Source organism: Staphylococcus simiae (assembly GCF_017357005.1).
GTDB classification, from domain to species: domain Bacteria; phylum Bacillota; class Bacilli; order Staphylococcales; family Staphylococcaceae; genus Staphylococcus; species Staphylococcus simiae_A.
This window is the reverse complement of record NZ_CP071589.1, coordinates 1,407,340-1,422,888: the sequence shown is the minus strand read 5'-3', so window position 1 is coordinate 1,422,888 and position 15,549 is coordinate 1,407,340. Positions and strand designations below refer to the sequence as shown.

Sequence of the window (15,549 nt, the reverse complement as noted above, 5' to 3'; positions counted from 1 at the left end):
TACTATGCAATTGACTATAAAGTTCCGTTGATATTTGGAGGGAGGGAAATACAGATGTCTAAAACAGTAGTACGTAAAAATGAATCACTTGAAGATGCATTACGTAGATTTAAACGTTCAGTTTCTAAAAGTGGAACAATCCAAGAAGTACGTAAACGTGAGTTTTACGAAAAACCAAGCGTAAAACGTAAAAAGAAATCAGAAGCTGCGCGTAAGCGTAAATTCAAATAATTAATACCTCTGTTGACTCCCTCAACACGAATATTAATTATATAATTGAAGACACTATAAGCTAGTGAGTACTAGTTTATAGTGTCTTTTTCTTTGCTGGCAAAATGGTATTAAACTCAAATGGTTAATTCGTATGTGTATCTGAAAGTTGTGTGAAGATTAAAATATTGAAATATATATTCAGTTATACTTAAGTTTAAAGCGTTACTATTTCAATCATCATTTTATAAATTTGACGGTTACGACTAGTATATTCTACTAAGCATAGGATGTTTGTTATCCATGACTTTTTAATAGAAACTGTTAAGATTCACTAATAAATCAAAGTGCATAAAAATAATAATAATAATTAAAATATTTAATGTTATTTTTATATGTTTCTTTTTACTATTATATGTTTACGGTTTCATGTATAATATTATTGAGGGCGAGGTGAGATTTTGGATTATATCAATGTAATAAAAATGACTAAATTTTTGGCATTTTCTATTGACAACGATTGGATTAAACAATTAAGCGAAGCGATTGTTAATCCAGTAATATCATTACTTCTTACATGTTTAGTATTTTTAGGATTTGTATACCAACTATATTCTAAACATATCAATGCTGCAGGAATTTTATCTTCAATTGCGTTGCTGCTTTTATTTTTTGGATTTTTAGTTCAAGGAGACGTAAATCTTCATTCAGTTTTATTATTTTCTATAGGAGTCATATTAGTAGTTATTGAACTATTTGTTGTTGGAGCTGTCATTGGATTAATTGGAATGACTTTAATAACGATAAGTATCATAACATTAGGAGATAACTTACTTTTAATGCTTGGTAACGTTATTGTAGCTTTGATATTTACAATTATAGAATGGGTGATATTAGTGAAAATATTCAATAGAAAAATTCCATTTTTAGATAAAGTTATTTTAAAAGACTCAACTAGTTCTGAGGCAGGTTACATATCTCAAGATAATCGTTCGCACCTCGTTGGTAAGAAAGCTCAAACAGTTACTGACCTTCGACCAGCTGGCATTATTTTTTGTGAAAATGAAAGAATTGATGCTGTATCTGATGGGAATTTCATCCTTCGTAATAAAACAGTTGAAATTTTAGAAGTTGAAGGTAGTAGAGTTGTTGTAAGAGAAACCAACTAAAGAATAAGGAGAGATTATATGTTAAGTGTTAGCTTTATCGTTATAGCGGTTATCATCATAGTCGCATTATTAATTTTATTTTCATTTGTACCTATTGGGTTGTGGATTTCGGCATTAGCAGCGGGAGTTCATGTAGGAATTGGTACATTAGTAGGTATGCGATTACGTCGTGTATCTCCAAGAAAGGTCATTGCACCGTTAATTAAAGCTCATAAAGCTGGCTTGGTACTTACTACAAATCAATTAGAATCACATTATTTAGCTGGTGGTAATGTTGATAGAGTAGTAGATGCTAATATTGCAGCTCAACGTGCTGATATAGATTTACCATTCGAACGCGCAGCTGCAATAGATCTTGCAGGAAGAGATGTATTAGAAGCAGTACAAATGTCAGTTAATCCTAAAGTGATTGAAACACCATTTATCGCTGGTGTTGCAATGAACGGTATTGAAGTTAAAGCTAAAGCTCGTATTACAGTAAGAGCAAATATTGCACGTTTAGTAGGTGGTGCTGGTGAAGAAACTATCATCGCTCGTGTTGGTGAAGGTATCGTTTCTACCATAGGTTCAAGTGAGCATCATACTCAAGTTCTAGAAAATCCAGACAATATCTCTAAAACAGTGTTAAGTAAAGGTTTAGACTCTGGTACAGCATTTGAAATTTTATCAATAGATATTGCTGACGTAGACATAAGTAAAAATATTGGTGCGGATTTACAAACTGAACAAGCATTGGCTGATAAAAATATTGCTCAAGCTAAAGCTGAAGAGAGAAGAGCAATGGCTGTTGCAACTGAACAAGAAATGAAAGCACGTGTTCAAGAAATGCACGCTAAAGTTGTTGAAGCTGAATCAGAAGTACCTCTTGCAATGGCTGAAGCATTGAGATCAGGAAATATTTCAGTTAAGGATTATTACAATTTAAAAAATATTGAAGCAGATACGGGTATGAGAAACGCTATTAATAAGCGAACTGATCAAAATGATGATGAAACACCTGAACAATAAAAATGAGGTGGTTAAATGAATATCGGTATTATAATTTTTGTCATATCGGTAATCATTTCTATCATTACTACGATGCGTGAAAATAGTCATAAAGATAGACAAAATCAAAAACCACCTCAAAAAACACCTGAAGATAAACAACCTAAAAAAGGTGGTTTCTTTGAACAAATTGAGCGTACATTTAAAGAAATTAGTGATGAGTTAAATGATGAGGAAGATAAAAAGAAATCAAAGCGTAAAATTGATGATACTTTACCCCCATTATTTGATAATGAGTCAACAAAAGAACGTAAAGTTTTTACAGAGTCATCTAAACCTAGTCCGGAATATCAATCTACTATGACACAAAGTAAACCAAGTCATAAAGATATTCGTAATAACCCAAGACAATCTATGACTAGAGATGAAAATTCTGAAGAAATCAAACGTCAATTAGAACAATCACTAAAAGATGACATTAAGATGATACGAAGCGACATTGATAAAGAGAAAGAAAAACAAATTGCTTTAATGGAAAAAAGAGCACGCAATATCATTGAAGATAAATATTTATCTGAACGTACGAAACGCATAAAGTTAAAGCAATTACTAAATTCTCAAAATGTCGAAAAAAATATGACGCATTCAGCATTTCAATTTGATAGTGATGAAATTATTAATGGCATGATATGGTCAGAAGTTCTTAATAAACCAAAACGATTATAATAGTGAAACTAACGAGGGACTAAAGCTAATTTAGCCCCTCTTTTTTTGACTAATTTGGACTTAAATTCGTTATTTAATTTAGTGACGGACAATGTCAGTAGCAATAATTGTTAGAGTTTTAATATTTGTGAAACGTTTCAGTCTCTAGTAGACTTTTAAATATAAAGAAATAAGAATAACTAAAGGCAAAGACGTTTATTTACATACATTGCATGATATAATTAAAAAGATATGACAAAAATTAAATTAATAGTTTAATAGAAAAGGAGCGCATGTATGCCTGGAATTATACAAATAGACAATATGAATCAATCTCAAGCTTTAATTGGCAATAACGATGAACATTTAAAAGCTATCGAGGAAAGTTTCGATGTTGTCATCCATGCAAGAGGTCAAGAAATTGCTGTAAAAGGTACTAATATAGAGAATGTTGAAAAAGCAGAATCAGTATTAAATAATTTATTGAAAGTGATAGAATTAGGTAATAATATTACTTTAAAAGATGTAGAAGCGGCTATTAAAATGGCTCATAATAATACGATACAACATTTAATAGATTTGTATGAAGAAGAAATTACTAAAGATGCCTATGGAAAAACTATAAGAGCCAAGACAATGGGTCAACGTATGTATATGAATGCCATGAAAAATAATGATTTGGTGTTCGGCATTGGACCAGCAGGTACAGGAAAAACATTCTTAGCTGTAGTATATGCAGCACAACAATTAAGAAAAGGAAATGTTAAACGAATTGTATTAACTAGACCAGCTGTAGAAGCAGGAGAATCACTGGGGTTCCTACCTGGAGATTTAAAAGAAAAAGTAGATCCATACTTAAGACCTTTATATGATGGTTTAAACACAGTTTTAGGTAGAGAACAAACAGAACGTTTTATCGAACGAGGAATTATTGAAATTGCACCCTTAGCTTACATGAGAGGACGTACATTAGATGATGCGTTTGTTATATTAGATGAAGCTCAAAATACAACACATGCCCAAATGAAAATGTTTTTAACTCGACTTGGATTTGGGTCTAAGATGGTTGTGACTGGTGATCAAACACAAATAGATTTACCTAAAGGCGTTAAAAGTGGTTTGAAAGAAGCTGTGAACAAATTACATGGTGTTAAAGGTATTAGTATTTTAAAACTAGATCAAAGCGATGTAGTGAGACATCCTTTAGTAAGTAAAATAATTCAGCAATATGAAGGAGAGGGCTAAATGTTTACTATTGATTTTAGTGACCATACTAACTTAGTAAAAGAAGCGTGGTACCATCAAATTGAAGAGTTATTGAATTTTGCTAAACAACAAGAACATATTGATGAAGAAGCTGAATTATCAGTAACTTTTGTAGATAAAGAAGAAATACAAACAATCAATCGTACTTATCGCGATAAAGATAAAGTGACTGATGTCATTTCATTTGCTTTAGAAGAAGATGAACCAGAAATTGATTTTAATGATTTTGATATTCCTAGAGTTCTTGGCGATATTATTATATGCACAGATGTTGCCCAAGAACAGGCAGATAATTATGGACACTCATTTGAACGTGAATTAGGATTTTTAGCACTTCATGGATTTCTGCATTTACTAGGATATGATCACATGACTACAGAAGATGAACGACAAATGTTTGGTCGCCAAGATGCTATATTAAACGCTTACGGTTTAACGAGAGATGCATAATGAAACGCTTTAAATATGCCTTTGATGGATTGAAAGTATTATTGCAGAAAGATCACAAATTTTTATTGCATATATTTGCAATGATTGTTGCAATTGTATTTGGTTTTATTTTTAAAATTGATTCACATGAGTGGATATTTATTCTTATAGCCATTGCATTGGTGTTAACTGTTGAAGCATTAAATACTTCAATTGAATATGTCGTAGATTTAGTAACAACTGAATATCATGAATTCGCTAAGTTTGCTAAAGATATTGCAGCATTCAGTGTGCTAATGGTTTCTATTTTGGCTCTAGTCATCGGTTTAATTATATTTGTACCATATTTTATTGCTCTATTTTAGGAGGAAAATTGAATGAGTTATCAACCACATTATTTTCAAGAAGTAAGAAAAGCTCAACAGGAAGCTTATGCGCCATATAGTAATTTTAAAGTAGGTGCTTACTTAAAAGCTAAAGATGGTAGAACATTTTACGGCGTTAATGTCGAGAATGCTTCATATCCATTATCGATTTGTGCGGAGAGATCAAGTTTAGTTGCAGCGATATCGCAAGGTTATCGACCAGGTGACTTTGAATCAATGACAGTGACCGTCGATGCTGATGAGCCGTCTTCACCATGTGGCGCGTGCAGACAGGTGTTGAAAGAATTATGTGATGATGATATGCCTATCTATATGACTAATCATCAAGGTGATGTTGTAACAATGACTGTAGAAGAATTATTACCATTTGGATTTTCAGGAAAGGATTTAAAATAGATGACAGAACATAAATCAGGATTTGTATCAATTATCGGTAGACCTAATGTTGGGAAATCAACATTTGTCAATAGAGTAATTGGTCATAAAATTGCAATCATGTCTGATAAAGCTCAGACTACAAGAAATAAAATTCAAGGTGTCATGACTCGTGATGATGCACAAATCATCTTTATTGACACACCAGGAATTCATAAACCTAAACATAAATTAGGGGACTATATGATGAGAGTAGCTAAAAATACACTTTCTGAAATAGATGCTATTATGTTTATGGTTAATGCCAATGAAGATATTGGACGTGGCGACGAGTATATTATGGAAATGTTGAAAAATGTTAAAACACCTGTCTTTTTAGTTTTAAATAAAATAGATTTAGTACATCCTGATGAGCTTATGCCTAAAATAGAAGCTTATCAAAAGTATTTGGATTTTACAGAAATTGTTCCAATATCTGCTCTAGAAGGTTTGAATGTCGACCATTTTATAGATGTATTAAAAACATATTTACCTGAAGGTCCTAAATATTATCCAGATGATCAAATTTCTGACCACCCAGAACAATTTGTCGTAAGTGAAATTATAAGAGAAAAGATTTTACATTTAACTAGTGAAGAAATTCCACATGCAATTGGTGTTAATGTTGATCGTATGGTTAAAGAGAGCGAAGATCGTGTACATATCGAAGCTACAATTTATGTTGAACGAGATTCGCAAAAAGGTATTGTCATTGGTAAAGGTGGCAAAAAACTTAAAGAAGTAGGTAAACGTGCAAGACGAGATATTGAAATGTTACTTGGTTCAAAAGTTTATTTAGAGTTATGGGTTAAGGTTCAAAAAGACTGGAGAAATAAAGTTAACTTCATTCGCCAAATTGGATATATTGAAGATCAAGATTAATCTTGAGAGTGGTGAAGTACAATGCCAATGCGGCAAAAAGGCATTATAATAAAAGCTATTGATTATGGAGAATCTGATAAAGTAATTACAATATTAAATGAACATGGTGCTAAAGTACCCTTAATGGCCAGAAGAGCTAAAAAAGTTAAAACTGGCTTACAAGCACAGACGCAGATGTTTGTGGATGGTTTGTTTATATATAACCAATGGCGAGGCATGGGAACACTTAATTCTGTAGATGTGATTAATCAACACTATAAACTACAAATGGATTTATATGTAAGTAGTTATGCCTCTTTAGCTGCTGAAACTATTGATCGTTCTATGGATGAAGGAGATATTTCTCCTTATAATTATCAATTACTACAATTTGTGTTAACAAAAATTGAACAAGACACTTCAGCACAATTATTATCTATTATTGTATTGTTAAAATGTATGAATCGATTTGGTTTTACAGCGTCATTCGATCATTGTATAGTGACTGGTAATGAAGATCAATCACAATTAGTTGGTTATAGTTTCAAATTTGATGGGACAATATCTAAAAATGTAGCTCATCAAGATCCACATGCAGTTATGATATCTAATAAAACATTATACTTATTAGATATATTACAAAAGTTACCCATCGACAAAATGAATTCTCTAAATATTGCCCAAGAGCTATTAGATGAAATGTCAGATTTGTTAATCATGCTTTATAGGGAATATGCAGGCATGTTTTTTAAAAGTCAAAAATTAATTAATCAGTTAAAAAGATTAGAAAATCAATAAAAGCGTAAGACGTACCAAGAAGGTATATCTTACGCTTTTAATCATGTTATAACTTAAAACTTAATTTTTTCGGCTAAGAATGTTTCTAATTCTGAAATTGGCATACGTACTTGTTCCATTGAATCTCTATCACGAACCGTAACTTGGTTGTCTTCTAACGAATCGAAGTCAAAAGTAATACAGTATGGTGTACCGATTTCGTCTTGTCGACGATATCTTTTACCAATTGATTGAGACTCATCAAAATCGATTGAGAATTTAGAGCTTAACTCTTCAAAGATTTTAATAGCTTCACCAGATAATTTTTTGCTTAATGGTAATATAGCAGCTTTATATGGTGCTATTGCAGGGTGGAAGTGTAAGACCGTACGAGCATCTTTGCTACCTTCTACACCTTCTTCGTCATACGCATCACATAGGAATGCTAAAGTAACACGATCAGCACCTAATGATGGTTCTATACAATATGGGATGTATTTTTCATTTGTTTCAGGATCATGATATCTGAAATCTTCACCTGAATGCTCTGCATGTTGACGTAAGTCAAAGTCCGTACGACTTGCGATACCCCATAGCTCACCCCAACCAAATGGGAATTTATATTCGATATCAGTTGTTGCATTTGAGTAGTGTGATAATTCATCTTCATCATGATCACGTAATCTCATATTTTCAGTATTCATATTTAAGTTTGTTAACCAATCACTTGCAAATGTTTTCCAATAGTTTTGCCATTCGATTTCTTCACCTGGTTTACAGAAAAATTCAAGTTCCATTTGTTCAAACTCACGTGTTCTAAAGATGAAGTTACCTGGAGTAATTTCATTACGGAATGATTTACCAACTTGGCCGATACCAAATGGTAATTTTTTACGCATTGAACGTTGAACATTTTTATAGTTAACAAAAATACCTTGCGCAGTTTCTGGACGTAAGAAAATTTCATTTGTTGAATCTTCAGTAACACCCTGGAATGTCTTGAACATTAAGTTAAATTGGCGAATGTCAGTCCAATTAGCAGTTTTACTTACAGGACACACGATATTTTCTTCATCAATAATACGTTTCATTTCATCAAAGCTTAAACCATCAGCGATAAAGTTTTCATCACCTTTGACATCTTGCATATAATCTTCAATAAGTTTATCAGCTCTGTAACGAATCTTACTATCCTTATTATCGATCATTGGATCATTAAAGTTATTTAAATGTCCAGACGCTTCCCAAACTTTTGGATTCATTAATATAGCGGCATCAATACCAACATTATAAGGTGATTGAGTAATAAATTTTTGCCACCAAGCTCTTTTAATATTATTTTTTAATTCAACACCTAATGGACCATAGTCCCAAGTGTTTGATAAACCACCATAGATATCACTACCTGGAAATACAAAACCTCTATGTTTAGCTAGTGAAACAATTGTATCCATATCTTTTGTCATCATTTTCTCTCCTTATACATAAAAACGTCCCATGGAAAATAACAGTATTATTGAAAATACATTATTTCCATGGGACGAGTTATTATTTTATTTGTATTAAATACAAAATAATTTACATTTTTAACCCGCGGTTCCACCCAAATTAGTGAATACACTCGCTTTTAATTTATTATATATAGTATGCCAAAATAGTTGTTAAGCTTACACTATCCTTAACTCGCTGTACATATATTCTAATTGAAAGACATTTTAAAGGCAAGTAAAATTAATGTAATTGAGACAATCTCCAAATATAGGTATAATAATATGTGAATATAAGAGGGGTGAGGACCTATAGAACTTAATCAAAGACAAGAACGCATCATTGAAATTGTAAAAGATCAAGGACCTATTACAGGGGAACATATTGCTGAAAAGTTAAATCTAACTAGAGCCACATTGCGACCAGATTTAGCTATATTAACGATGTCAGGATTTCTTGAAGCACGACCACGCGTTGGCTATTATTATTCTGGTAAATCAAAGGATAAATTATTTAATGACAAATTAAGACAATTTGAAGTTAAAGACTATATGTCTCACCCTGTAGTTTTAAAAGAAAGTACGACAGTATACGATGCAATATGTACTATTTTTTTAGAAGATGTCAGTACATTATTTATTATTAATGATAATAGTGATTTTATTGGTGTCTGTTCTAGAAAAGATCTATTGCGAGCATCTATGATAGGTTCAGATATTCACCAACTTCCAATAAGTATAAATATGACACGTATGCCTAATGTGACATATTTAGAAGAAAGTGAATTACTTATCTATGCAGCCGATCAGATGATTGAAAAAGAAATCGATTCAATTCCGATCGTTCGTAGAAAAGGGAATAATAAATTTGAAGTGATTGGTAGAATATCAAAAACGACTATTACTAAATTAATAGTATCATTATATAAAGAATAGGCGGGGAATAATGGAAAATATTAAGATTTTAGTAGCTTCTGATTCTATTGGAGAAACTGCTGAATTAGTTGCTAGAGCAGGTATATCACAATTTAATCCAAAACAATGTAAAAATGAATTATTAAGATATCCGTATATAGAATCCACTGATGACATAGATGAAGTGATTCAAGTAGCTAGAGACACTAATGCAATTATTGTCTATACACTTATTAAACCTGAAATAAAGCAATATATGCTAGAAAAAGTAGCATTATATAAATTAAAATCAGTAGATATTATGGGTCCACTAATGGATTTATTATCACAATCAGTAGAAGAGAAACCTTATAATGAACCAGGTATTGTCCATCGCTTAGATGATGCCTATTTCAAAAAAATAGACGCTATAGAATTTGCAGTTAAATACGATGATGGTAAAGACCCTAAAGGTTTACCTAAAGCAGATATAGTATTGCTAGGTATTTCTAGAACATCTAAGACACCATTATCGCAATATCTTGCTCATAAAAGCTATAAAGTAATGAACGTTCCAATTGTTCCTGAAGTCACACCACCTGATGGTTTGTATGATATTGATCCTTCAAAATGTATTGCTTTAAAAATTAGTGAAGAAAAGTTGAATAGAATTCGTAAAGAGAGACTGAAACAACTTGGTTTGGGAGATTCAGCAAGATATGCAACTGATGCACGAATTAAAGAAGAATTAGAATATTTTGAAGGTATTGTGAAAGAAATTGGTTGTCCTGTTATAGATGTAACGGAAAAAGCCATAGAAGAAACAGCAAATGATATTATTCATTATATTGAAGAAAATAAATCGAAATGATTTCTTTTTCGCTATTAATTTTGTATAATACTATAACTACTGAGTAATGGGTGATTTAATGTGCGAATAGAACAATCGGTTATAAATGAGATTAAAGATAAAACAGATATTTTAGATTTAGTAAGTGAATATGTAAAATTAGAAAAAAGAGGACGCAATTATATCGGTTTGTGTCCTTTTCATGATGAAAAAACGCCTTCATTTACTGTGTCTGAAGACAAACAAATCTGTCATTGTTTTGGTTGTAAAAAAGGTGGTAATGTTTTTCAATTCACTCAAGAAATTAAAGATATTTCATTTGTTGAAGCGGTCAAAGAATTAGGGGACAGAGTTAATGTTCATGTTGATATAAATGACAACTCTGAACAGTCTCATGTTCAAATAGCTTCTGATGATTTGAAGATGATAGAAATGCATGAATTAATGCAAGAATTCTATCAATACGCATTAATGAAATCTGTTGAAGGTGAAAAAGCTTTAGAATATCTTCAACAACGGGGATTTACTGATGACTTGATCAAAGAGAGAGGTATCGGCTTTGCACCTGATAACTCACATTTTTGTCATGACTTCTTACAGAAAAAAGGTTATGACATAGAATTAGCATATGAAGCTGGTTTGCTTTCACGTAATGAAGAAAATTTTAGTTATTATGATAGATTTAGAAATAGAATCATGTTTCCACTAAAAAACGCTCAAGGCAGAACAGTTGGCTATTCAGGTAGAACCTATACAAATCAAGAACCTAAATATTTGAATAGTCCTGAAACACCAATATTTCAAAAAAGAAAACTACTTTACAACTTAGATAAAGCCCGTAAAACAATTAGAAAAAATGATGAAATCGTATTATTAGAAGGTTTTATGGATGTAATAAAAGCAGATCAAGCAGGTTTGAAAAATGTCGTAGCAACGATGGGTACACAATTATCAGATGAACATGTAACTTTCATAAAGAAATTGACTTCAAATATTACAATCATGTTTGATGGGGATTTTGCAGGTAGTGAAGCAACACTAAAAACTGGTCAACATTTACTTCAGCAAGGTATCAATGTCTTTGCAATTCAGTTGCCAACTGGAATGGATCCTGATGAATATATTGGTAAATATGGTAGTGATGCGTTCCAAGCTTTTATCACAAATGACAAAAAATCTTTTGTCAACTATAAAGCTAATATTTTAAAAGACGAAATTGAGCATAATGATTTGTCATACGAACGCTATTTAAAAGAACTATCCCAAGATATATCTTTGATGAAATCTTCAATTTTGAGACAAAAAGCATTAAATGATATTGCACCATTTTTTAATATTAGTCCTGAACAACTCGCTAATGAAGTACAATTTAACAATTCATCTACATCAGAGTATCCAGAAGATTATTATGATTATAACACTGTAAATGTGCCAGTTGGGATGGCACAATTTGATAATTTAAGTCGACAAGAAAAAGCTGAGCGCGCCTTTATAAAACATTTAATGAATGATAAAGATATCTTTTTAAATTATTATCAACGTGTTGATTCAAATGACTTTACAAATGCACATTTTAAGTATATATTTAGTCTTTTGCATGATTATTATGCTGAGAATGATCGTTATGATATTAGTAATGTTGTTCAATATACAGATTCAAGTGATATTAGAGAAACGCTTATTAGTTTTGAACAGTATCATTTGAATGACGAACCATTTGAAAATGAAATAGATGATTATATTAATGTTATTAATGAATCAAACGAAGAAACGGTAGAATCTTTGCAACAAAAATTAAGGGAAGCATCAAGAATAGGTGATTTAGAACTACAGAAATATTATTTAGAGCAAATTGTTGCTTTGAATAAAGCACGAATGTAATTGAATGATTAAGTTGAATGATGATTAAGTAAATCCTGTACGGGTAAAGTACTATTACCAAATTTGTATAATTGGAAATAATTAAATAATTAATAAAGTAGTTCAAATTGTTAAATAAAATTTAAAATATGGATGAATAAATTAAGAATATAGTTTAGAATAGTAATATTGAATACATTTTAACTATTCATATTTAAAATCGGGAGGCCGTTTCATGTCTGATAATACAGTTAAAATTAAAAAACAAACAATTGATCCGACTTTAACATTAGAAGATGTTAAAAAACAATTAATTGAAAAAGGTAAAAAAGAAGGTCATCTGAGTCATGAAGAAATTGCTGAAAAACTTCAGAATTTTGATATAGACTCTGACCAAATGGATGATTTCTTTGACCAATTAAATGATAATGATATTTCATTGGTTAATGAAAAAGATAGTTCAGATACGGATGAGAAACTGAATCCTAATGACCTTAGTGCCCCTCCAGGTGTGAAAATAAACGACCCAGTTCGTATGTATCTTAAAGAAATTGGACGTGTAAATTTATTAAGTGCTCAAGAAGAAATCGAATTAGCTAAACGAATAGAACAAGGCGATGAAGTAGCTAAGTCAAGATTAGCTGAAGCAAACTTAAGACTAGTTGTAAGTATCGCTAAGCGTTATGTTGGTCGTGGTATGTTATTCCTAGACTTGATTCAAGAAGGAAATATGGGTCTAATTAAAGCTGTTGAGAAATTTGACTTTAATAAAGGATTTAAATTTTCAACATATGCGACATGGTGGATTCGTCAAGCAATAACACGTGCAATAGCAGACCAAGCACGTACAATTCGTATTCCAGTACACATGGTAGAAACAATTAATAAATTGATTCGTGTTCAACGTCAATTATTACAAGATTTAGGTAGAGATCCAGCTCCAGAAGAAATTGGAGAAGAAATGGATTTACCTGCTGAAAAGGTAAGAGAAATTTTAAAAATTGCACAGGAACCAGTATCTTTAGAAACGCCAATTGGTGAAGAAGATGATAGTCATTTAGGTGACTTTATTGAAGATCAGGAAGCTCAAAGTCCTTCAGATCACGCAGCATACGAACTATTAAAAGAACAACTTGAAGATGTTTTAGATACATTAACGGATAGAGAAGAAAATGTATTACGCTTAAGATTTGGTTTAGATGATGGTCGAACAAGAACACTAGAAGAAGTGGGTAAAGTTTTCGGTGTAACACGTGAACGTATTCGTCAAATAGAAGCTAAAGCACTTAGAAAATTAAGACATCCAAGTCGCAGCAAACGTCTTAAAGATTTTATGGATTAACTAGTCATAGATTGTAATGGTTTAATTCAATAAGTCTTATAATATAGACTTTATTTTATAACTGAGGTTGATACATTTGATGATGTTTCAACCTCATTTTTATACATAAGAAGGAGAAGTAGATGATTTCTTTAAATGAACGATTAAAAATTGTCAGTAACTATATAACTCCTGGCAAACTAGTTGATATTGGTTCAGACCATGCCTATTTACCAATTTATGCGATTCAACAACATATTTGTGACACAGCTATAGCCGGAGAAGTTATTAAAGGACCATTTCAAGCGGCACAAAAAAATGTTGCAGCTAATGCATTACAAGATGTTGTAGACGTAAGGTTGGGTGATGGATTAAGTGTCATTCACCATGATGATAATGTAAATTCTATAACTATTTGTGGTATGGGTGGACCTTTAATTGCCAAAATTTTAAATGAAGGTCAGTCTAAATTAAATACACATCCACGATTAATTTTACAAAGTAATATTCAAACGCAAAGCATAAGAATAATGTTACAACAATTGAAATATGAAATTATAGATGAAATAATTATGGAAGAAAAGGGACATATATATGAAATCGTAGTTGCAGAATTCAACGAAAACTTAAAGCAATTGACTGCTGAACAATTACAATTCGGTCCAGTTTTATTAACAACAAAAAATGACTATTTTTATAAAAAATGGCAACGTGAACTGTCAGCCCTAGTTAAAATTAAATCACATCTTAATGAGCAACAACATAAAGAACGATTAAATGAATTAAATGCAGATATTGCTATTATTGAAAGGGTGTTAAAAAATGACAATTAAAGAACTAATGATGCTATTAGACAGTAAAGTCCCCTTTAATACTGCAGAATCATGGGATAATGTAGGATTATTAATTGGTGATGAGACAGAAAAAGTAAGTGGTATACTTACAGCATTAGACTGTACTGAAGCAGTTGTAGATGAAGCTATTGAGTTAAACTATAATACCATTATTAGTCATCATCCTCTCATTTTTAAAGGTGTTCAAAGCATAGAGAATAAAGGTTATGGTAAAATCATTCGCAAATTAATACAACATAATATTAATTTAATTGCTATGCATACTAATTTAGATGTTAATCCTGTTGGCGTTAATTATATGTTAGCCAAGATATTAAAATTAAATCATATTCGTCAAATTAATCAACAACAACATCATTATTTTAAAGTGCAAACTTATATACCTAAAGTAGACGTTAAAACATTTAAAGATAATTTATCACAAGCAGGCTTAGCACAAGAAGGTAATTATGAATATTGTTTCTTTGAAACGGAAGGATTAGGACAATTTAAACCAGTAGGAAATGCTAATCCACATATCGGTGAGATAGATAAAATAGAATATGTTGAAGAAGTTAAAGTAGAATTTATGATTGATTATGGACAAAAGGATTTAACAGAACAATTGATTAAATCTTATCATCCATATGAAACACCTGTTTATGATTTTATTGAGATGGTGGATCAATCAGATTATGGCTTAGGCATAATGGGAGAACTTACTAATCCTATGTCAATTCAACAATTTTCCGAATATGCGAAAAAACAACTTCAAATTCCTAGTGTTCGATTTGTTGGTCAATATAATGAACAAATTCAGACGATTGCAATTATTGGTGGTAGTGGTATTGGTTTTGAGTATAAAGCTAAAAGTCAAGGTGCAGATATCTTTGTTACTGGTGATGTAAAACATCACGATGCACTAGATGCTGCTATACAAGGAGTGAATTTGTTAGACATTAATCATTATAGTGAATATGTTATGAAACAAGGTTTAAAAACTTTATTAGATAATTGGTTTGAAGATTTGAATATAGACGTTAAAGTAAAAGCATCACTAATAAATACTGATCCATTCCATTATGTTTAATGATCTTTTG

The 15,549-nt window shown here is 31.3% G+C and carries 17 protein-coding genes; 16 read left to right on the top strand and 1 reads right to left on the bottom strand.

Annotated elements, in window-relative coordinates:
* Window positions 1-54 precede the first annotated feature (54 nt).
* The 10 genes from rpsU (at window position 55) to recO (ending at window position 7,225) form a co-directional block, all read left to right on the top strand.
* On the top strand, window positions 55-231 hold the full coding sequence (gene rpsU, locus J3R86_RS06375) for a 30S ribosomal protein S21 (RefSeq protein WP_000048060.1): 177 nt from the start codon (window positions 55-57) through the stop codon (window positions 229-231).
* Window positions 232-695: 464 nt separating this feature from the next.
* The gene (locus J3R86_RS06370; protein WP_207516572.1) at window positions 696-1,379 is read left to right on the top strand and encodes an NfeD family protein; all 684 of its coding nucleotides are present in this window, start codon (window positions 696-698) and stop codon (window positions 1,377-1,379) included.
* A gap of 18 nt (window positions 1,380-1,397) precedes the next feature.
* The gene (gene floA, locus J3R86_RS06365; protein ID WP_002465132.1) at window positions 1,398-2,387 is read left to right on the top strand and encodes a flotillin-like protein FloA; all 990 of its coding nucleotides are present in this window, start codon (window positions 1,398-1,400) and stop codon (window positions 2,385-2,387) included.
* A 15-nt stretch (window positions 2,388-2,402) separates the two neighbouring features.
* On the top strand, window positions 2,403-3,092 hold the full coding sequence (locus J3R86_RS06360; protein ID WP_207516571.1) for an iron transporter: 690 nt from the start codon (window positions 2,403-2,405) through the stop codon (window positions 3,090-3,092).
* Between the two features lie 276 nt (window positions 3,093-3,368).
* Window positions 3,369-4,316: a PhoH family protein gene (locus tag J3R86_RS06355; protein ID WP_207516570.1), complete on the top strand. Its 948-nt coding sequence runs from the start codon at window positions 3,369-3,371 to the stop codon at window positions 4,314-4,316.
* Complete coding sequence (gene ybeY, locus J3R86_RS06350) at window positions 4,317-4,787, top strand: rRNA maturation RNase YbeY (protein WP_207516569.1); 471 nt, start codon at window positions 4,317-4,319, stop codon at window positions 4,785-4,787. It abuts the gene before it with no gap.
* Entirely contained in the window at window positions 4,787-5,131 is a 345-nt protein-coding gene (locus J3R86_RS06345; protein ID WP_207516568.1) for a diacylglycerol kinase family protein, read from the top strand. Before ybeY ends, J3R86_RS06345 begins: the two co-directional genes overlap by 1 nt.
* Before the next feature lie 12 nt (window positions 5,132-5,143).
* The gene (gene cdd, locus J3R86_RS06340; RefSeq protein WP_207516567.1) at window positions 5,144-5,548 is read left to right on the top strand and encodes a cytidine deaminase; all 405 of its coding nucleotides are present in this window, start codon (window positions 5,144-5,146) and stop codon (window positions 5,546-5,548) included.
* Entirely contained in the window at window positions 5,549-6,448 is a 900-nt protein-coding gene (gene era / locus J3R86_RS06335) for a GTPase Era (protein ID WP_207516566.1), read from the top strand.
* A 27-nt stretch (window positions 6,449-6,475) separates the two neighbouring features.
* Entirely contained in the window at window positions 6,476-7,225 is a 750-nt protein-coding gene (recO, locus tag J3R86_RS06330) for a DNA repair protein RecO (RefSeq protein ID WP_207518525.1), read from the top strand.
* 53 nt (window positions 7,226-7,278) lie between these two features.
* Here the strand turns inward: recO and J3R86_RS06325 are convergent, their stop codons facing one another.
* Window positions 7,279-8,670, bottom strand: a complete 1,392-nt coding sequence (locus tag J3R86_RS06325; protein WP_207516565.1) for a glycine--tRNA ligase — start codon at window positions 8,668-8,670, stop codon at window positions 7,279-7,281.
* 333 nt (window positions 8,671-9,003) lie between these two features.
* Here J3R86_RS06325 and J3R86_RS06320 point away from each other — a divergent pair, with 333 nt between their 5' ends.
* From J3R86_RS06320 to J3R86_RS06295, 6 genes are all read left to right on the top strand, one after another.
* Window positions 9,004-9,627, top strand: a complete 624-nt coding sequence (locus tag J3R86_RS06320) for a transcriptional regulator CcpN (RefSeq protein ID WP_207518524.1) — start codon at window positions 9,004-9,006, stop codon at window positions 9,625-9,627.
* 10 nt (window positions 9,628-9,637) lie between these two features.
* A complete protein-coding gene (locus J3R86_RS06315) occupies window positions 9,638-10,456 on the top strand; it encodes a pyruvate, water dikinase regulatory protein (protein ID WP_207516564.1) in 819 nt (272 codons plus the stop codon).
* Between the two features lie 60 nt (window positions 10,457-10,516).
* Window positions 10,517-12,316, top strand: a complete 1,800-nt coding sequence (gene dnaG, locus J3R86_RS06310) for a DNA primase (protein ID WP_207516563.1) — start codon at window positions 10,517-10,519, stop codon at window positions 12,314-12,316.
* A gap of 214 nt (window positions 12,317-12,530) precedes the next feature.
* Window positions 12,531-13,637 (top strand): RNA polymerase sigma factor RpoD, encoded by a 1,107-nt coding sequence (gene rpoD / locus J3R86_RS06305; protein WP_002465144.1) that lies wholly within the window; start codon window positions 12,531-12,533, stop codon window positions 13,635-13,637.
* A gap of 122 nt (window positions 13,638-13,759) precedes the next feature.
* Window positions 13,760-14,449: a tRNA (adenine(22)-N(1))-methyltransferase gene (locus J3R86_RS06300; RefSeq protein WP_207516562.1), complete on the top strand. Its 690-nt coding sequence runs from the start codon at window positions 13,760-13,762 to the stop codon at window positions 14,447-14,449.
* Window positions 14,439-15,539, top strand: a complete 1,101-nt coding sequence (locus tag J3R86_RS06295; protein ID WP_207516561.1) for a Nif3-like dinuclear metal center hexameric protein — start codon at window positions 14,439-14,441, stop codon at window positions 15,537-15,539. Before J3R86_RS06300 ends, J3R86_RS06295 begins: the two co-directional genes overlap by 11 nt.
* The last annotated feature ends 10 nt before the right edge of the window (window positions 15,540-15,549 follow it).